At 53.6% G+C, this 17,454-nt stretch carries 15 protein-coding genes; 9 read left to right on the top strand and 6 right to left on the bottom strand.

The window, feature by feature from the left end; all coding sequences use genetic code 11:
• Positions 1-62: 62 nt before the first annotated feature.
• The gene (locus tag SPIRS_RS05310) at positions 63-1,058 is read right to left on the bottom strand and encodes a BMP family protein (RefSeq protein WP_013253650.1); all 996 of its coding nucleotides are present in this window, start codon (positions 1,056-1,058) and stop codon (positions 63-65) included.
• A 75-nt stretch (positions 1,059-1,133) separates the two neighbouring features.
• On the opposite strand from SPIRS_RS05310, the gene SPIRS_RS05305 reads away from it, so the two are divergent.
• Positions 1,134-2,336: an amidohydrolase family protein gene (locus SPIRS_RS05305; protein WP_013253649.1), complete on the top strand. Its 1,203-nt coding sequence runs from the start codon at positions 1,134-1,136 to the stop codon at positions 2,334-2,336.
• A gap of 64 nt (positions 2,337-2,400) precedes the next feature.
• Here the strand turns inward: SPIRS_RS05305 and SPIRS_RS05300 are convergent, their stop codons facing one another.
• Positions 2,401-3,996 (bottom strand): sensor histidine kinase, encoded by a 1,596-nt coding sequence (locus SPIRS_RS05300; RefSeq protein WP_013253648.1) that lies wholly within the window; start codon positions 3,994-3,996, stop codon positions 2,401-2,403.
• Positions 3,993-4,703 carry a response regulator transcription factor gene (locus SPIRS_RS05295; RefSeq protein ID WP_013253647.1) on the bottom strand — a complete coding sequence of 237 codons (711 nt, stop codon included), beginning with the start codon at positions 4,701-4,703 and terminating at the stop codon, positions 3,993-3,995. Before SPIRS_RS05295 ends, SPIRS_RS05300 begins: the two co-directional genes overlap by 4 nt.
• A 156-nt stretch (positions 4,704-4,859) precedes the next feature.
• Here SPIRS_RS05295 and creD point away from each other — a divergent pair, with 156 nt between their 5' ends.
• Positions 4,860-6,260 (top strand): cell envelope integrity protein CreD, encoded by a 1,401-nt coding sequence (gene creD / locus SPIRS_RS05290; RefSeq protein ID WP_013253646.1) that lies wholly within the window; start codon positions 4,860-4,862, stop codon positions 6,258-6,260.
• Positions 6,227-7,108 carry an NAD(P)-dependent oxidoreductase gene (locus SPIRS_RS05285; RefSeq protein ID WP_013253645.1) on the top strand — a complete coding sequence of 294 codons (882 nt, stop codon included), beginning with the start codon at positions 6,227-6,229 and terminating at the stop codon, positions 7,106-7,108. The genes creD and SPIRS_RS05285 overlap by 34 nt, the downstream gene beginning before the upstream one ends.
• Here the strand turns inward: SPIRS_RS05285 and alr are convergent.
• Together alr and SPIRS_RS05275 are read right to left on the bottom strand one after the other, a co-directional pair.
• The gene (gene alr / locus SPIRS_RS05280) at positions 7,105-8,313 is read right to left on the bottom strand and encodes an alanine racemase (protein ID WP_013253644.1); all 1,209 of its coding nucleotides are present in this window, start codon (positions 8,311-8,313) and stop codon (positions 7,105-7,107) included. The genes SPIRS_RS05285 and alr overlap by 4 nt on opposite strands.
• On the bottom strand, positions 8,310-9,044 hold the full coding sequence (locus tag SPIRS_RS05275) for a Crp/Fnr family transcriptional regulator (RefSeq protein WP_245537704.1): 735 nt from the start codon (positions 9,042-9,044) through the stop codon (positions 8,310-8,312). The genes alr and SPIRS_RS05275 overlap by 4 nt, the downstream gene beginning before the upstream one ends.
• Before the next feature lie 69 nt (positions 9,045-9,113).
• Between SPIRS_RS05275 and hcp the strand changes: the two genes are divergently transcribed.
• On the top strand, positions 9,114-10,730 hold the full coding sequence (hcp, locus tag SPIRS_RS05270; protein WP_013253642.1) for a hydroxylamine reductase: 1,617 nt from the start codon (positions 9,114-9,116) through the stop codon (positions 10,728-10,730).
• Here hcp and SPIRS_RS05265 read toward each other — a convergent pair.
• A complete protein-coding gene (locus SPIRS_RS05265; RefSeq protein ID WP_171814756.1) occupies positions 10,727-11,005 on the bottom strand; it encodes a hypothetical protein in 279 nt (92 codons plus the stop codon). The two genes, hcp and SPIRS_RS05265, sit on opposite strands and share 4 nt — an antisense overlap.
• A gap of 200 nt (positions 11,006-11,205) precedes the next feature.
• Between SPIRS_RS05265 and SPIRS_RS05260 the strand changes: the two genes are divergently transcribed.
• The 5 genes from SPIRS_RS05260 (at position 11,206) to aspS (ending at position 17,445) form a co-directional block, all read left to right on the top strand.
• Positions 11,206-12,804, top strand: a complete 1,599-nt coding sequence (locus SPIRS_RS05260; protein ID WP_013253640.1) for a 5'-nucleotidase C-terminal domain-containing protein — start codon at positions 11,206-11,208, stop codon at positions 12,802-12,804.
• A 151-nt stretch (positions 12,805-12,955) separates the two neighbouring features.
• Positions 12,956-13,234 (top strand): Asp-tRNA(Asn)/Glu-tRNA(Gln) amidotransferase subunit GatC, encoded by a 279-nt coding sequence (gatC, locus tag SPIRS_RS05255; RefSeq protein WP_013253639.1) that lies wholly within the window; start codon positions 12,956-12,958, stop codon positions 13,232-13,234.
• Positions 13,235-13,342: 108 nt separating this feature from the next.
• Positions 13,343-14,746 carry an Asp-tRNA(Asn)/Glu-tRNA(Gln) amidotransferase subunit GatA gene (gene gatA / locus SPIRS_RS05250; RefSeq protein ID WP_013253638.1) on the top strand — a complete coding sequence of 468 codons (1,404 nt, stop codon included), beginning with the start codon at positions 13,343-13,345 and terminating at the stop codon, positions 14,744-14,746.
• A gap of 3 nt (positions 14,747-14,749) precedes the next feature.
• Positions 14,750-16,177, top strand: a complete 1,428-nt coding sequence (gatB, locus tag SPIRS_RS05245) for an Asp-tRNA(Asn)/Glu-tRNA(Gln) amidotransferase subunit GatB (RefSeq protein WP_013253637.1) — start codon at positions 14,750-14,752, stop codon at positions 16,175-16,177.
• Positions 16,174-17,445: an aspartate--tRNA(Asn) ligase gene (gene aspS / locus SPIRS_RS05240; RefSeq protein WP_013253636.1), complete on the top strand. Its 1,272-nt coding sequence runs from the start codon at positions 16,174-16,176 to the stop codon at positions 17,443-17,445. The genes gatB and aspS overlap by 4 nt, the downstream gene beginning before the upstream one ends.
• Positions 17,446-17,454 lie beyond the last annotated feature (9 nt).

Here is a 17,454-nt window from a genome sequence, read left to right as displayed (position 1 = left end):
ATGTTCCCCGATAATGGGAGCCACGGAGGTTGCGCACCTCCGTGGCTAAAGGCATAAACGGCTTACTTATACTGATTCAGGTCGATGGTGCCGTCTTTCAGATCCTGGATGATTTTATCGATCTGTGCCTGTTGATCGGCGGAAACAAGGCTCGCTTTATCCCGAAACGGAGCAAGGGCAACAGCCCCATCATGCAAACCGATAATATAGTTCTTTGCCTCAAAGGTACCGTCGGCGACCGACTTGGCAAGTACGGTCAGCCCTTTCGGCATATTCTCGGTCATGCTCGTCAGGATAACATCTCGTGCATCGGGGACCGTTTCGTAGATGTCGCCTGAACTTCCGATAACGAGAGCTCCGGCCTCTTCAACCGCCTCGATCACGCCGTGGTTCGATTCGTCGGCATCCGCCACGAGGATATCGGCGCCTTCGGCAATAAGAGATTTTGACATCTCTTTTGCCTTAGCGATGTCTTCGAAACTACCGGTCAAGAGCGCCTTGGCATCGATAGACTTATCGACATATTTCGCACCGGCGACAAAGCCCTTGCTCTGATTCACGATGGGGGGAATCTCCATACCGCCGACATAACCGACGATTCCGCTCTTTGAGAGGATCGCCGCAACAGCCCCCTGGACAAACCCGCACTGGAAATCGTCGACAAGAAAGGAACCTAAATTGGGGGGCTGACTTATGCTGGTGCTGGTGATGATAAAGGTAACATCGGGGAACTCCTTCGCCACCTTTTCCGCTGGTTCACCGAACTCAAAACCATGTCCGAATACAATGTTATATCCGCTGGCGGCATAGCCCCGGAAAATCTCCTCGTAGTCGGATGCCGGGGTTCGTTCGGTATAGGCGATCTTTGCACCAAGCTCCTTCTCCATAAACTTAAGCGAATCATACATATTGGTGTTCCATCCGCCGTCGTTGATGGGACCGGGCAAAAGAGCCGCAACCTTCAACTGGTCACTGGACTCTCCCTCCTTTTGCCCTTCCGCAAAAGATACGATGGGAAAAAGTAAAACAGCCAGTAGCAACAACAATCCTTTTTTCATTTTTTCCTCCTTGTAGATTGTATAAAGGCATATTACTATATGTTTTTGTAATCATCAAGAAGATAAAGGATTCATATGTATGATTTAGTAATCAAACGGGGGAATATTCACGGAAGCGGAACAATGGATCTTGGCATCAAGGAAGGGTTCATTGTGGAAAAGGCTTCCCGCATCACAGAAGCCGGCCGAAAGATTATTGATGCTTCAGGAAAAACCGTTTTCCCCGGCTTTGTCGACATGCACACCCATCTTGATAAAGCAATGACCGCCGGTCGCATACATAATTACTCAGGCACCCTGTTAGAAGCGATTAAAAGCATGAACGCCTACTTCAGGGACGTCGATGAAGAGGAGTTATATGAAAACGGCTGTAACATGGTTGAAATGGCCATCGAGGCCGGGACCTCGATACTGAGAAGCCATATTACCCTTGAACGTTTCACCGGTATGAAGCTCTGGGAAAGCGCCTGCAAGGTACGAGAACACTATAAGGATCAAATGACGATTCAATTGGTCGCCTTTCCCGGGGCCGTGGAACGGATTGTTCCCGGAGATGCCGTCTATAACCTGCTGGAAAGGGCCATAGCGACAGGGGCGGACGCAATAGGCGGCTGTCCCACCTTGAGTAATAATCATCGGGAACTTACCGACACCCTCTTCCGTCTTGCAAAGATAAGTGGTCTTCCAATCGACCTGCATGTGGACGAAAGCGAGAAAGCAAATGCCGATGCCCTCGACTATCTTGCCGAGAAAACCATGGCATACGGGATGGCCGGCCGTGTGACGGCGGGCCACTGTACCTCTCTTTCGGCAATGGATGCGGATGCAGCGGCACGGGTAATCGAAAAGGTTGCCAGCTCCGGCGTCAATGTGGTAACACTGCCCTCCTGTAATCTTTTTCTCATGGGACGCAGCGATACCAAGAATCGTCGTCGGGGTACGACCCGAATCACAGAACTCATTGAAGCGGGGGTGCCGGTGGCGGTAGCCTCGGATAACATCAGAGACCCCTTCCGCCCCTTCGGCAACGGAGATCCCCTTGAAGAGTTGCTCCTCACCGCTCAGGTGGCCCAGCTGGACCCCTACAGCCGCAGCCAGGATCTGTCGGCAATGATCACCGAAACCCCGGCTCGGGCGATGGGTATAAGGGATTATGGGCTAAAGCAGGGGTGCAGAGCCGATATGGTAATCGTAGATGCTCCTAATCCGGTTGAGGCTCTCATCGGCGGGAAAAAAGGACGAACGGTGATTCACGGAGGAGTGGTTATTAGGGGGTAGTGTTCCGAATCCTGGTGATGACAAGTCTCTCGATACCATCATTGCGCCTTCAGGGGACACTTTTTCAGAAGGAAGCGGGAAGAACAACAAGGAAAGAGGCTCCTTCCTCCTTATTTTCTTCCGGATTTTCTTCCAGCACAACGCGTCCTCCGCATCTTTCGGCAATGGCACGGCAAATGGAGAGCCCGAGGCCGGAATGCTCGCCCCGACGTTCCCGAACGGAAAAGAAGCGGGAAAAGAGATGGGGAGCATCGGCAGGATCGATCCCCGGACCATCATCCTCAACCCTGATGCCGACATTCCTCTCACCAAGGGGAAATAGCGAAAGATCGACACGGGAAGAGGCAAAGTCAAGGGCGTTGTCAAGAAGATTCCCAACCAGCTGAAGCATTCGCTCGGGATTGATCAGGATGGAACGACCGCTAAGGCGATTGTCGATATGCAACTCGACCTCTTTGGAAATAATTCTTTTATGACAGCGATATATCTCTTCCAGGCGCGTAACCAGGGATTCCACATCCAGCGCCTCGGCAGAAGGGTCGTCTATACCCGCATCGATCCTGCCGATCTCCCTGAGTTCCCCCAAAAGCCGATCGATCCTGGCCACGGATCTAAGGATGGTCCGGAAAAAAACAGAAAGCTCACTCGTTCCTTCCCGATCGGCCTCTGAGGAGGCCACCTCCGCAGCACTCCGTATGGCGGAGAGAGGATTTTTCAATTCGTGGAGGGTGTCGGAGGTAAAGTCGTCGATGTCCCCTATCCGTTTTTCCAGACGTCCCCACAGCTCGGCCAGGGCCCGCCCCAGATCGCCTATTTCATCACGCCGCTTCAGGGCTGGAAATCCATCCCGAAACGCAGAGGCAAGATCGTTCCGCACAGAAAGAAGCTCTTCGGCACGATCCTTGAGCCTTCTGAGCGGTCTGGTAATGGTAAAGGAGAGGATAAGGCTGATGGATAGTGCAGCGGCAAAGGAATAGAGTGATATGACGATAATGTCGAGGCGAATGCGGTAAAGATTCTCGAGAATTCGATAGGTAGAACGGCTGACAACGACCGCCCCCCTCACGTTACCGGAGGAAGCATAGATGGGAATGGCGGAATAGAGGGTAACCGAACGCTGCCCGCCCGAGGAAATTCGGGTACTTGCTCCGTACCTACCGGAGAGGGCCAAACGCACCTCAGGCCCGTCGAGCACGCTTTTCCCGCTGTAATACTCTGCCGATTCGAAGCGAGGCGACGGAGGAAACAAAAGGCGCGCACACAGTTCCCGGAGTCTGTTGACGGGAGGCACCACAAGGCGATACAAAAAAGCCTGCCTCCCCGATTCCTGTTTTTCGTAATCGCGACCGGCCGCTTGCATCGTTTCATCCCGGGAAACAGGGGAATCGACAGCAGAGTCGGCAAGCAGTGTGCCATCTTGGCCCACAATTCTGATCCTCGATTCCATTCTCCCTGCGAGATTGGCAAGGATGCGCAGGCCCTCATCCTGTATGGCTCTATCGGCCACTGCCGATGCAAGCATCCGCCCCTCCTGCACCATCGCCCGTTCCTGGGTTTCAAGAAGTTGCCTCTCGTAGGTCTTCAGGTAAAGCATGCTTCCGAGGGGAAGAAATACAAGGAGGAGGTTGAATATCAGCAGGCGGAAAGAAATTCGCCTCACCGGCGACTCCCAGTCGAGGTAAAGCGGTAGCCCATGCCGTAGACCGTCTCCAGCGGATCGTAGGGAAGGCCGAGGGCCGTCATCTTTTTTCGTATCCGTTTGATATGGCTATCGACGGCCCGCTCGTTCGCATAGAGATCCTCGGGAAAGGCAGCAGCCATCAGCTGTTCCCTACTCTTGATCCCCCCCGGCAGTTCCAGCAACGAGAGCAGTATTCGAAGCTCCGTCAGGGTGAGGGGGACACTATGATCGCCGAAAAAACAGCGAGCGGATGATACATCAATCTGCAGGTCTCCGACATCGACTGTGGAGGGAAGCTCCCCATCCGCCACCGTGGAACTCCGGCGGAGCACGGCTCGCACCCTGGCCAGTAATTCCCTGACCGAAAAGGGCTTTGAAAGGTAGTCGTCGCCCCCCGACTCGAAACCGAGAAGCCGGTCGATCTCATCATCCCGTGAAGAAAGGAAAATGATGGGCACTTGCATCCCCTCGCTTCGCAGCAGCTTACACAATGTAAGACCATCCATCTTCGGCATCATGATATCAAGGACAATAAGATGGGGAAGCCTCTGTGAAAAATGTTGCCAGGCTGCCGCTCCATCATGAAAGAGCTCGATTTCAAAGCCTTCCCTGCGGAAAGCAAAGGCGAGCGTTGCGGTAAGGGCCTCTTCATCATCGACAATGGCAATCCGTTTTGCCTCGTTCATCGTTGATTATTAAGGCAGATTGCCGCCTCAAGGTCAACTCAACCCTCAAGGAAAAAGGAGTTTGCCACACTATTGCCACATGTACGCCCCATTTTTGCCACGCTCATCCCCGAGAATCCTCCCACGTACAACACCATACGAAAGGAGTATGAAAAGATGAAAGCAGGAAGATATGGAGTAAAGTTGATTGTCATTCTTATTCTCCTCATACTTTTTGCCATTCCCTTGAGAATGGTCCGGCAAATCGTCAAGGAACGTGAGTCCCGCAGTCGGGAAGCGGCGGAGGACGTGATCGATTCCTGGGGAGGAAGAAGCACCATAAGCGGACCCTATCTCCTAATCCCCGTCTACCGGTTCGAAGAGACACGGAGTGTAGAAGGAAAGCCTGTTCAGCAGAAGATCGAGCGCACCGCCCTCTTTTTTCCGGACAGCCTGAATGTGGATATCCATGCGGAAACAGAGAAACGCAGCCGGGGTATCTTCTCTGTTCCGGTATACAATGCATCGATCCTGCTGGAGGGAAGCTTTCGGCTGGAGGAGCTGAACGAACGACTTTCCGGTTACACCATCGACGAGGAAGGAATCCGCATAGGTCTGAGTCTGGGAGAGCTTAGCGGTATCAGGGCAATCGACGAAGCCATGTTCGGGGATACCAAACTGACATTGGAGCCGATGGGTACCGATATCCTTCTCCAGGGAAACAGGATTACGGCCCCGGTAGGGCTCACAGTCAAGGCCCTGAAAGATTCCATGCCCTACCGTTTCAGGCTTCGTATCGGAGGAGGCCAGAGCATCAGCATCCTCCCCGTTGCCCGGCAAACCGAGGTTGCTATGCGTTCGGACTGGGAGAATCCCAGCTTCTTCGGATCAGCCTTGCCGGTCCGACACGACGGAGGGGATGCTGAACCGGGGTTTTCCGCCTTGTGGAGCATCAGCCACCTGAGCAGAAACCTGCCGCACTTTGGTTTCATCTCCGATCTGCGCTCGGAAGAGATAGACATTGAGGGCTTCGGCGTGAAATTTCTCAACCCGGATGATCCGTATCCCAAGAACGAACGATCGGTAACATATGCCTGGCTCTTTCTCATTGTGCCCTTCGCTGCCTTTTTCGTGTTTGAAGCCGTAAAGGGAGAAGCCGTTCATCCCGTGCAGTATCTTCTTACCGGTTGTGCGGATATCGTCTTTTATCTTCTCCTTTTGAGCCTCTCCGAACATATCCCCTTTTTCACGGCATATATGCTTGCGGCTTTGGGTGGCTCTCTTCTTATTGCAGCCTATGCATCGGCGGTGCTCGGCAGCAAAACATCAGGGATCACCCTTGGAGGGATAATCATCATCGCCTATGCATATCTCATGGTGGTCTTAACCTCCGAGGACTACGCGCTCCTCCTCGGTTCCATAGGCCTCTTCATCGCCCTTGCCCTCATCATGTTCCTCACCCGCAATGTCTCCTGGTACGACACCCCCTTGAATAGAGAGGCCGCCGGGCGTATGGTAGATAGAGGAAAAAGGAGGAGGAGCAAATGGCAAAACTTGGATGGATCGGCACCGGAGTAATGGGTAAGAATATGTGTGCCAACCTGATAGAGGCAGGGCACAGCCTCACCGTCTATACCCGTACAAAAGAGCGAGCCAGGGAACTCCTGGAAGCAGGCGCCCATTGGGCCGAAACCCCTGCTGCCGCGGCCGCCGAATCGGAAATCACCTTCTCCATCGTCGGTTATCCGGCCGATGTTGAGGATGTCTACCTTGGAGAAAAGGGTATCTTTGCCGGCGCGAAGCAAGGCAGCATTGCAGTGGACATGACCACCTCGGAGCCGTCTCTCGCCGAGAGAATCGCCGAAGAAGGGAAGAAACGCGGTATAGCCGTACTGGATGCTCCCGTTTCCGGTGGCGATATCGGGGCCAGGGACGGCAAGCTTGCCATCATGGTCGGGGGTGAAAAGGAAGCCTTTGAAAAGGTTCTCCCCTACTTTGAGGTGCTGGGAGAAAATATCGCCCGTATGGGCGGTCCGGGGAAAGGGCAGCATACCAAAATGAGCAACCAGATCCTCATCGCCACCACGATGATCGGCACCGTCGAGTCCCTGCTCTACGCCTGGCGTGCGGGCATGGATATGAACGAGGTCATCGACGTTATCGGCAAGGGGGCCGCAGGATCATGGTCGATCAACAACCTCGGGCGGCGCATCGCAAAGGGTAACTTCGATCCCGGTTTTTTCATCAAGCACTTCATTAAGGATATGGGAATTGCCCTTCAAGAGGCGAAAAGGATGAAACTATCCCTCCCGGGGCTGAGCCTCGCCCATCAATTCTACATTGCGGCCTCGGCATGCGGTTACGATGAACTGGGAACCCAGGGGCTGTATAAAGTATTCGAGAGGCTGAACGGGATAGAGGCTTAGTACTCCCGGTAAAAGTGTTCCGACATCTCCTGCACCGCCACGGCCTTGCCATCTCTGAAAAAGACGCGGGGTACCCTGGCGGTGAGGAGACAGGTCACCTCATAGCTGATTGTCCCGATCCGCGCAGCAAGGTCTTCGGCATCGATCTCACCGCTTCTATCCTCCCAGGCCTGTTCTCCCACCAAAACAGCCTCATCCCCAGTAGCGACCGACTCGGGAAGATCCGTAAGATCAACGGTAATCATATCCATAGAAATTCGACCGACCACGGGAACCCGACGCCCATGAACAAGAACATCGCTATTGTTCGAAAAAGCCCTGACGTAGCCGTCACCATAACCGATGGGAACAACGGCGATGCGGCTTTCCCGTTCGGTCACAAAGGTCGAACCGTAGCCGATCTTTGCACCCTTCGGGAAGGTCCGTATGGACAAGATCGCACTTTTGAGCGACAAGACCCGAAACAGCCCTACGTCATGGGTAACCTCTTTGCTGGGATAGATACCGAAGGAAGAGACACCGGGCCGGATCATATCAAAGGAGGAGGCCGCAGGGAAATCGATAACAGCACCGCTGTTGGCAAAGTGCCGCCATTTCGGCCTGATACCTGCTGCCTCAAGCTCCCTGTCGAGACGCGAAAATAGCTCTATCTGTGCCGTCGGAACGGAAAGGTCTCCCTCATCCGAGGAAGGAAAGTGGGAAAAGAGCCCCTCCAGAGCGAGCCACCGGCTATGATGTACGTACCCGGCAACCTTCATCAACTCATCGGGAAAACAGCCAAGCCGTCCCATACCCGTATCCACATTGAGGTGGACCTTTCCGACCTTTCCCGCCTTTTCTGCAACCCTTGCCACCTTTTCGGCATAGGCAAGTGACGAGACCGAAAAGCTTACATCCGCGTCAAAGGCCGGGGCAATTTCATCATCGAAAAGATCTTCAAGTAACAAAAGAGGAAGCCGGACCCCTGCACTTCTCAGGAAACGCACCTCCTGATAGGCGGCCACACCGCCAAAGGTGACACCGAGCTCTTCCGCCATCTTTGCGCAGGCGATGGAGCCGTGGCCATAGGCATTGGCCTTCAAAAGGAGAAGGTAGCCCTCACAACCGGAACGGTTCCAGAGGGTACGAATATTTTTCGAAAGAAGATCGAGGTCGACTTCTGCCTGGGTTCTTCGTAGGGGATGGTTGTTTTCACTGTTGTTCATCGTTGCTTTTCCTCTTTGTGTACAAGAAATTCAAGCTCACGCCTTTGTAAAAGGCGGATAAGGCTTCCTTCCTGGCAGATAACACCGGCATCACAAAGCTGCTGGAATCCCCGGGAAAGAGAGGGCCTGGTTACACCGAACACCTCGGCAAGTTTCTCTTTCGTAATCCGAAGCTCGGGAGTCTCCGTACCCTGACTCTTCGACAGATCGAGAAGATAGTTTGCAATCTTTTCCTTTATGGTTGAAAACTGAATGAATCGCAGCTTCTCGGCAAGAAGGGTCAATTTCTGGCCGTTGTCGGAAAGATAGTTCAGAAGGATCTGTTCCTCCTTATGGAACAAAGTAAGGACCACTCTGCGGGAAAGCGATATAAGATCCACATCGCTGACCGCAACAAGATCCACCGGCAAGACGTTCTCGGGAGCAAACAGCACCGCCGACGCTACCGTATCAGGCGCATGGAGCGTTTCGACCTTCAGGACCTTTCCCGAATAGTCACGGAACTCACCGTTGAGATAACCTGAGAGAATAATTAATAGATCTTCATAGGCATCTCCTCGAAAGGCCACCTGAGAACCTGCATGAAAAGAGTGCACGCCGACAGAGAGCAATCCGGAGATTTGATCAAAGCGGTCGTTTGAAAGTCCGCGAAAGAGCGGACACCGCTTAAGGGTCGATCGCATCCACGCTTCCATTACGACACTATAGCCGACCATAGAGATCCGTACCATATGGTACTGCACTTTTTTTTCTGATCCATAAGACTTAGTACCATACCAAAACTCAAACGGAGGTGTAGTATGTTTTGTTTTCAATGCCAGGAAACCGCAGGGAACAAGGGATGTACGGTTCGCGGTGTTTGCGGAAAGCAGGGATCGACGGCCGATCTTCAGGACCTTCTCATCTATTCACTAAAAGGCTGCGCATGGTGTGCGAAAAAACTCGGCCACTGGGAAAAGCTTCAGCCTGATCTCGGCCTCTTTACGGTACGCTCGCTTTTTGCCACCATCACCAACGCCAATTTCGACGACAACAGGATATCTGTCCTGCTCGAAGAAAGCTGCGGAAGGCTGGAGAAATTACAGAAAGGCCTTGACGATGCCACCTTTACCAAGGCTCCGGCTTGCGCACGTTATGCCGCCGATATGCCCCACCCCGGCTCCGGTATCCTCGAAGAAGAGAATGAGGATGTACGGTCCCTCCGGGAACTGGCAATCTACGGCCTCAAGGGAATCGCGGCCTATACCGACCACGCGGCCGTTCTCGGAGTGGAAGATACAGAACACTACCACACGATCATCTCCCTGCTTGCAGACCTCGCCGTGGAACGGGACCAGGAAAAGCTTATCGACCTTGTCATGGCAACCGGTAAAGCAGCGGTCAAGGCGATGGAACTTCTGGACAAAGCAAATACTTCGACCTATGGAAACCCGGAGATCACTCAGGTCGATATCGGCGTACGGAACAATCCCGGTATCCTCATATCCGGCCACGACCTGAAAGACCTGGAAGAGCTGTTGCAGCAAAGCGAAGGCAGCGGCGTCGACATCTATACCCACAGTGAAATGCTGCCCGCACACTACTATCCGGCCTTTCGGGCATACGCACACTTTGCAGGCAACTACGGCGGCAGCTGGTGGCATCAAAATAAGGAATTCGAATCCTTCAACGGCCCTATTCTGATGACCACAAACTGCATCATCCCGGTCAAAGAAAGCTACAAAGATCGTATCTACACAACAGGGATGGCAGGCTACCCGGGCGTGCGCCACATCCCCGACAGAGAAAAAGGCGGGCGGAAAGACTTCTCCTCCATCATAGAACAGGCCAAAAGTTGTCCTCCTCCGACAGAGCTGGAAACCGGAAGCATCACCGGCGGCTTTGCCCATGCCCAGACCCTTGCGCTGGCCGATAAGATCGTCGACGCGGTCAAAAGGGGGGCCATAGGCCGCTTTGTGGTCATGGCAGGCTGCGACGGACGGCAAAAGGGCAGATCATACTTTACCGAACTGGCCGAGGCCCTTCCCGACAACGCCGTTATCCTCACGGCCGGCTGTGCAAAATACCGCTACCTGAAACTGAATCTTGGAGATATCGATGGCATCCCCAGGGTCCTGGACGCAGGCCAGTGCAACGACTCCTACAGCCTTGCAATCATCGCACTGAAGCTGAAAGAAGCCTTCGGACTGGAGGACCTCAACCAGCTTCCCATCAGCTTTGATCTTGCCTGGTATGAACAGAAAGCCGTAGCCGTTTTGCTCGGACTGCTTTACCTCGGCTTCAAAGGCATACGCCTGGGGCCGACGCTTCCCGCCTTTCTGAGCCCGAATGTCGCAAGCATACTGGTGAAAAACTTCGACATAAAACCGATTGCAGATGTCCAATCCGATCTTCCAGCCATTATGGCGGGAACCTAAAGTCGGTGCCTGCTTTCTCCCATGATAGTGTTCTCAATTGACTTCTGAAAAAGGAGTTGCAGTCCTTCGACCACCAGGATTCTGAACAGTAGATAAGCCGCTTCGTTTTTTTTTCGGGGCGGCTCCTCGCTATCGCTCGGACCGGGCTTTGCGCTCCAACGCTTCGCCCCGCGTTTCCGGGACTCGGGCACGGGCTCACTCCCGATCGCCCTCCTCGTCCCCGCGGGGCTCCAGGGTTTCCGCTCCAATCCCTGCCGCAAAAGAAAAGCGTACATATTCGATATATCATGCTTTTGCACATCCGAAAGTGGAGGCTGTCGACCCCGTCGTCGAAAAAACAGCAACATGTATGAATATTTTCTGCGGCGTTGAAGATTTCATGCATTTCTAACAAAGTCTTCATAAAAGCCTTGATTTTTACTTCTACGAGAGTAACATAAGGATCAAAGAATCAAGTTTTATGGAGGATATCAAGATGCGAAAACGAAAGACATTGCTCCTGCTTCTGGTGTCTGTTGCGGTGCTGCTTTCATCCTGCGCCGGGGGGACTTACGTCCAAAAGTCACCCGAGACGGTGTACGACCTTACGGTGCTGCACACCAACGACCACCACGGTCACGTCCTGAAATTCTACGACTACCCTGCTCCGGATAACGGAGGGCTTCCGGCACGGGCGACCTATGTCAAGCAGGTTCGTCAGGAGGTGCCGAATCTACTGGTACTGGATGCCGGGGATGTGAACACCGGTATGCCCGAGTCGAATTTTTTTAACGCCGAACCCGATTTTATCGGCTACAGTTACATCGGCTACGATGCAATGACCCTCGGAAACCATGAGTTCGACAATCCGAAAGAGGTCCTTGCCGCCCAGATGGAAGAGTCGAACTTCCCCTTCCTTTCGGCAAACATAAGAGATGCCAATGGTAAGCTTATCGCCACTCCCTACATCATCAAGGAATACGACGGCTTCAAGGTTGCCATCTTCGGTCTCACCACAAAGGAAACCGCAACCATTGGAAATCCGCAGATCGTGGCCGATCTCACCTTCGAAGACGAGGTTGAAACGGCAAAGGCTCTGGTTCCCGAGCTGAAGAAAAAGGCCGATATCGTCATCGCCCTGGTCCACATGGGGATCTATGATGACGGCAGAGAAGGCCTGGGTAGCCGCTGGCTTGCCAGGAATGTGGATGGCATCGATATGATCATCGACGGTCACAGCCACACCTTTCTTGAAAAGCCCATGGTAGAGAACGGAACCTATATCGTTTCGGCAAAGCAGTGGGGGCTTTACGTCGGAAGAGCCGACATCAAGATCCAGAACATGAAAATCGTCGACTTCTCCTGGAAACCGGTGCCCATCAATCTGAAGACACGGGAGAAAAAGGCGGACGGCAGCTCGGTATTCCACTATGTGGACAAGGAGATCCCCGAGGATGCGCAGCTCCTGGCCATGCTTACCCCCTATGCGGATAAGGTTGAAGCCGCCCTTGCCGAAGAGATCGGAACAGCGGCGGATGTCTTCCCCAACGAGACGGTAAGACAGGAAGAAACAGCCTTGGGTGACCTGGTTGCCGATTCCATGAAATGGTACGCCGAAAAGATGAACCTCGATGTCGATTTTGCCATCAATAACGGTGGAGGCATCAGGGAAACCCTTCCCACAGGAACCATAACGAAAAAGACCATCTACCAGATTCTTCCCTTCGACAACTCGGTTTATGTGATCACCATGAAGGGTAGCGATCTCAAGGGCCTCTTCGATTACATCCCCACGGTTGTCGGAGCGGGAGCATACCCCCAGGTATCCGACGGCATTAGCTATACCATTGATCTTGCAGCAGGTGAGGTGAAAGATCTCCTGATAGGAGGAAAGCCCCTCGATCCGAACGCCACCTACAAGATCGCGACCAACAGTTACATGGCAACGGGAGGAGACGGCTATGTGGTCTTCAAGAATGCCTCCCAAGGCTACGACACCTCGATGTTCCAGAGAGACGCAACCATCGAATATATTCAGCAGCTCGACGGAGCGATAGTCCCGGAAATTGCCGGCCGCGTGAAGATTATCAAGTAGCGCTGCTTTTGCGTCTTAGTAATAGCCCCCCATCCGCCAAGCGGGTGGGGATTTTTTATGCATAAAAATCGATTTTAAACGCATATTATTTCACAAAGCCACTGGCAGCACCTGTTGACAGAAACATCGATCAAAGTATATACAATGATACATGGAAACACGGGAACTTTACGAAACAGCGTCCCTTGCCCGGCTCTCCCTCGGGGAGGAAGAAGCCGCCGTTCTGGCCGAAGAGGTCGGAAGGCTTCTGGAATATGTTTCCCGTATGCAAGAAGTCGACATAGAGGGACTGGAACCCACCACTCATGCTCTTTCCGAAGAGCCAATTCTCCGCAATGACGAGGTGCACGGGGAGAATCTGTCAGATTCTCTCCTGGATAATGCCCCGGAACTGGAAGACCGGTTCATCGTCATCCCCAATGTGCTGTAAGCATCGCGAACAGCGCGCCCGGTCAAGACAACAGACAAGACGATACCCAAAAATTATGAAACAGGAAAGCGGTTCAGGTATGAACCAACCGCTGGTTAAGGAGGAATCATGAGCGATGCTGCTCTATTCGGATGGAGTTCCACCGCCGAATATTGTACTTATCTAGATGAGAATGATAAAAAGCTAGGTGCCTTTTTATCAAGAACCGGTGCCGCCGAATTTCAATCCGCTTTGGAGCGAAGTCGTTCAGAGGCGAGTGGCCAAAACCCCTTGAGGGGGATGCCCTTTGCGGTGAAAGACAATATTGCCGTTAAGGGTCTCCCTCTCAGTTGCGGCTCCAAGATGCTTGACACCCTAAGCAGTCCCTATTCGGCCACTGCCGTAGAAAAGCTGCAACAAGCGGGAGCCGTGGTTGTGGGAAAAACGAACCTGGATGAATTCGGTATGGGTTCCTCCTGTGACAATTCGGCCCTGGGGACGACAAATAACCCTTGGGATGTCGCAAGGGTTGCAGGCGGATCGAGCGGCGGGTCGGCTGCGGTCGTAGCCGCAGGGATGGTGCCCTTCGCCCTCGGCAGCGATACCGGAGGCTCAATCAGGCAGCCTGCCGCTTTTTGCGGGACCTATGGACTCAAACCCTCCTACGGGGTCGTCAGCCGATTCGGTCTTGTTGCCTACGCATCGAGTCTCGAGACCATTGGGATCATCTCCCTGGATACACAGCTGCTGCGTATTGTTTTCGATACCATGCGGGGTCAGGACCCGAAGGACCAGTCGAGCCGCCCCTTTTCCCCGAAGGCCTCGGAGAAGAGGCAGGGTGAAAAGCCGCGAATTGGTGTCATTGCCGATATAGAGGGGCTTGCGCCTGCCATGGAGAGCGCCTATCGGGAACGCCTGGACTTGATTCGCAAGAAGGGGTATGAAATCGTCGAAATCGAACTCCCCATGCTCGAATATGTGGTACCGGCCTACTACACCATTGCCTCGGCGGAGGCAAGTGCCAACCTCGCACGATATGCCGGAATCCGCTACGGCCACAGAACGGACTGGGCCGACGAACATGGCGAATTGACGGAAAAGAGTCGTGACGAGGGTTTCGGCGATGAGGTAAAGCTGAGGATACTCCTGGGCACCTATGTGCTGCGCTCGGGGTTCAAGGACCAATACTACCTCCGGGCCCAAAAGATCAGAACCCTGCTTCGCAACGAGATCCTTTCGGCCTTTCAAAAGGTCGACCAGATTCTCTCGCCGGTATTTCCTACAACAGCCTTCCCGCACGGCGATGCCGGTTTGGATCAGTTTCAACAGAAATTGGCGGACAAGTTTACCGCAACGGCAAACCTTGCAGCCATCCCCGCCCTCGCCTTTCCGGCCGGGCAGTCCGAGGGCCTGCCCTTCGGACTCCAGCTCCTTGGCCCGGAGTTCAGCGAACACAAACTTATCGATACCGCATCAGCATTTACCGAACTGTGGGAGCCGAAAACGGCGCCCGGCTTCAGGGAGTGGAGGTAAGCCATGTACGACACCTTTATCGGACTTGAAATTCATATCCAGTTGCTGACGAAAACAAAGGTATTTTGCGGCTGCTCCAATAACTACGGGGACGAACCAAACACCAACGTCTGTCCCGTCTGTCTTGGTTATCCCGGAACCCTGCCGATCCTTAATACCGATGCACTGTTTATGGCCTACCAGGTGGTCGGTGCCCTCAAATGCAAGCGTGCGGAAGCAGCAATCTTTGAACGGAAAAACTACTTCTATCCCGATATGCCGAAAAATTATCAGATCAGCCAGTTTGCCGATCCGGTCGGCATCAACGGCGAGGTAATCTTCCCCTTCCAGGGAGAAGAACACAGGGTCCGCATCCACGATGTCCACCTTGAGGAGGATGCGGGGAAGATGATCCATGCCGGTGATATGTCCCTTTTGGACTACAACAGGGCGGGAACACCGCTGCTTGAGATCGTCACCGAACCCGATCTTCGTAGCGGAGAGGAAACCGAGGCCTTTCTCCGCTATTTTCGCACACTGGTACGGACCATCGGGGTTTCCCGCGGAAACATGGAAGAGGGAAACCTCAGATGCGACGCAAATATATCGATAAACACCCACGGAGCAGGCCTGGGAACCAAGGTGGAACTCAAAAACATCAACTCCAGCCGCTTCGTTCGCCTCGCCCTCGAATATGAGAAGGAACGGCAAATCGGTATTGTCGAAGCCGGAGGAAGCGTAGACCAGGAGACACGGCTCTGGAACGAAAACAAGGACATTACCGTGGTGATGCGGCGCAAGGAAGAGTCCAAGGACTACCGTTATTTCCCGGAGCCCGATCTGCCTCCCTATCGTCCCGGCGAAGATTTTTTCCGCAGAGTTGTGGAAAGCCTGCCGGAACTTCCCCTTGATCGTCAGAAGCGCATGGAGGCAGCTTTTTCCCTGACAGACGAGCAAGCCTCCTACCTTTGTGAAGAGAAGGCAAGAGCAGACTACTTTGAGACGGCAGTTGCGGCCGGGACCGAGGCCCAGCATCTTTACTTTTGGATGTCCGGCGATCTTGCGGCCCTCGTCAACAAAAGCGGAACCCCCCTTGAGGAAAGCAGGCTTTCACCTGAAAAACTGGCGACCGTGCTCAGGCTTCTTGACAATGGAGAGATACACGGTCCCATCGCCAAAAAGATGGTTGCGCTGCTTTTCGAGGAAGAGCATGATCCGGAAGGGCTGATCGCCGAACGGGGATGGAAGGCCCTCGACGACACATCGAAAATCCTTCCTGTCGTAAAGAGGGCCGTGGACGCGAATCCCTCGGCAGCGGAGCAGCTCAAACAAGGAGAGACAAAGGTCCTCGGCTTTTTCATGGGCCAGGTCATGAAAGAAACCGGCGGAAGGGCGGACCCTGAAACCGCAAAGGCCTTAATTACTTCATATGTGAAGGGAGAAATAGTATGAGAGTTTTATGCAAAGATATAGCGGGCAGTAATGGACAGGAAGTTGAGGTAAAGGGCTGGATTCACCGTATTCGCGACCTCGGCGGGGTCTGTTTCATCATGCTCAGGGACCGAAGCGGTATGGTTCAATTGGTTTTTGAATCAGCTCCCGACGTAACCCTGGAATCTGTAGTGTCCGTCGAAGGAACGGTGCAGGAAAACAAGAAAGCTCCCGACGGCTATGAAATACAGGTCTCGACCATGAAGGTCCTCTCCCGTGCGGCAGCCGATCTTCCGATCCAGGTAAACGGCGACCCCGACAAGCTGGGCATCGAGGCGATCCTCGACAACCGGGTCATCAGCCTTCGGAACCCCAAGATCCGCTCAATCTTTCACCTTCAGTCCAATATCCTCGCCTATTTCGCCGAATATCTTCGCAGTCAGGATTTTACCGAAATTAAAAGTTCCAAGCTGATCGGCAGTGGTTCAGAGGGAGGAACAGGGCTTTTCGAGGTTGAGTACTTCGACCGCAAGGTATATCTTGCCCAGAGTCCACAGCTCTACAAGCAGACCATGGTCGCCTCCGGTATGGAACGGGTCTTTGAAATCGGCGCAGCCTACCGGGCCGAAAAACACGACACGCCGCGACACCTAAACGAGTACGTCAGCCTCGATGTGGAAATGGGATTCATCGAGAGTGATCAGGACCTTATGGATCTGGAAACGGGGATCCTCAAGCATATCTTCGGCCGTATTGCCGAATACGACGGATCGATTCTGGAACAGTGGGGTGCCAGCGTACCAAGTCAGGAGGCCCTGGACCATATCCCCAGGATCAGCCACGACGAGGCAAAGGCAATCCTCTCCGAACGACTCGGCAAGCGGGTTTTCGAACTCAATCCCGAAGGTGAACGGGAATTGTGCGAATGGGCCCTTGAAAAACATGGCGTCGAGCTGGTTTTCGTAAACGCCTTTCCCAGAAAAAAACGCCCCTTCTACACCTACCCCGACGGCATGAAAACCATGAGCTTCGACCTTCTTTTCCGGGGACTCGAGATAACGTCGGGGAGCCGAAGGATCAACGAATACGATATGCTGGTGGAAAACATCAAACGTTTCGGTCTTGATCCGGCAGGTCTTGCAGGCTACCTCGAGGTGTTCAAGTACGGTGCGCCCCCCCACGGAGGATTTGCCATCGGCCTTGAGCGTTTCACCCAGAAGGTCCTTGGGCTCTCCAGCATCAAAGAGGCATCGCTCTTTCCCCGGGACAGGAAACGGGTTGCCCCCTGACAGGAAGTA

Source organism: Sediminispirochaeta smaragdinae DSM 11293, from assembly GCF_000143985.1.
Lineage (GTDB): Bacteria > Spirochaetota > Spirochaetia > DSM-16054 > Sediminispirochaetaceae > Sediminispirochaeta > Sediminispirochaeta smaragdinae.
This window is presented reverse-complemented; position numbering and strand designations above follow the sequence as displayed.

Coding starts and splice junctions, on each gene's coding strand:
- SPIRS_RS05310 (WP_013253650.1), bottom strand. CDS start 1,058: ATGAAAAAAGGATTGTTGTTGCTACTGGCTGTTTTACTTTTTCCCATC.
- SPIRS_RS05305 (WP_013253649.1), top strand. CDS start 1,134: ATGTATGATTTAGTAATCAAACGGGGGAATATTCACGGAAGCGGAACA.
- SPIRS_RS05295 (WP_013253647.1), bottom strand. CDS start 4,703: ATGAACGAGGCAAAACGGATTGCCATTGTCGATGATGAAGAGGCCCTT.
- creD (WP_013253646.1), top strand. CDS start 4,860: ATGAAAGCAGGAAGATATGGAGTAAAGTTGATTGTCATTCTTATTCTC.
- SPIRS_RS05285 (WP_013253645.1), top strand. CDS start 6,227: ATGGCAAAACTTGGATGGATCGGCACCGGAGTAATGGGTAAGAATATG.
- alr (WP_013253644.1), bottom strand. CDS start 8,313: ATGAACAACAGTGAAAACAACCATCCCCTACGAAGAACCCAGGCAGAA.
- SPIRS_RS05275 (WP_245537704.1), bottom strand. CDS start 9,044: ATGGTACGGATCTCTATGGTCGGCTATAGTGTCGTAATGGAAGCGTGG.
- hcp (WP_013253642.1), top strand. CDS start 9,114: ATGTTTTGTTTTCAATGCCAGGAAACCGCAGGGAACAAGGGATGTACG.
- SPIRS_RS05265 (WP_171814756.1), bottom strand. CDS start 11,005: ATGTACGCTTTTCTTTTGCGGCAGGGATTGGAGCGGAAACCCTGGAGC.
- SPIRS_RS05260 (WP_013253640.1), top strand. CDS start 11,206: ATGCGAAAACGAAAGACATTGCTCCTGCTTCTGGTGTCTGTTGCGGTG.
- gatC (WP_013253639.1), top strand. CDS start 12,956: ATGGAAACACGGGAACTTTACGAAACAGCGTCCCTTGCCCGGCTCTCC.
- gatA (WP_013253638.1), top strand. CDS start 13,343: ATGAGCGATGCTGCTCTATTCGGATGGAGTTCCACCGCCGAATATTGT.
- gatB (WP_013253637.1), top strand. CDS start 14,750: ATGTACGACACCTTTATCGGACTTGAAATTCATATCCAGTTGCTGACG.
- aspS (WP_013253636.1), top strand. CDS start 16,174: ATGAGAGTTTTATGCAAAGATATAGCGGGCAGTAATGGACAGGAAGTT.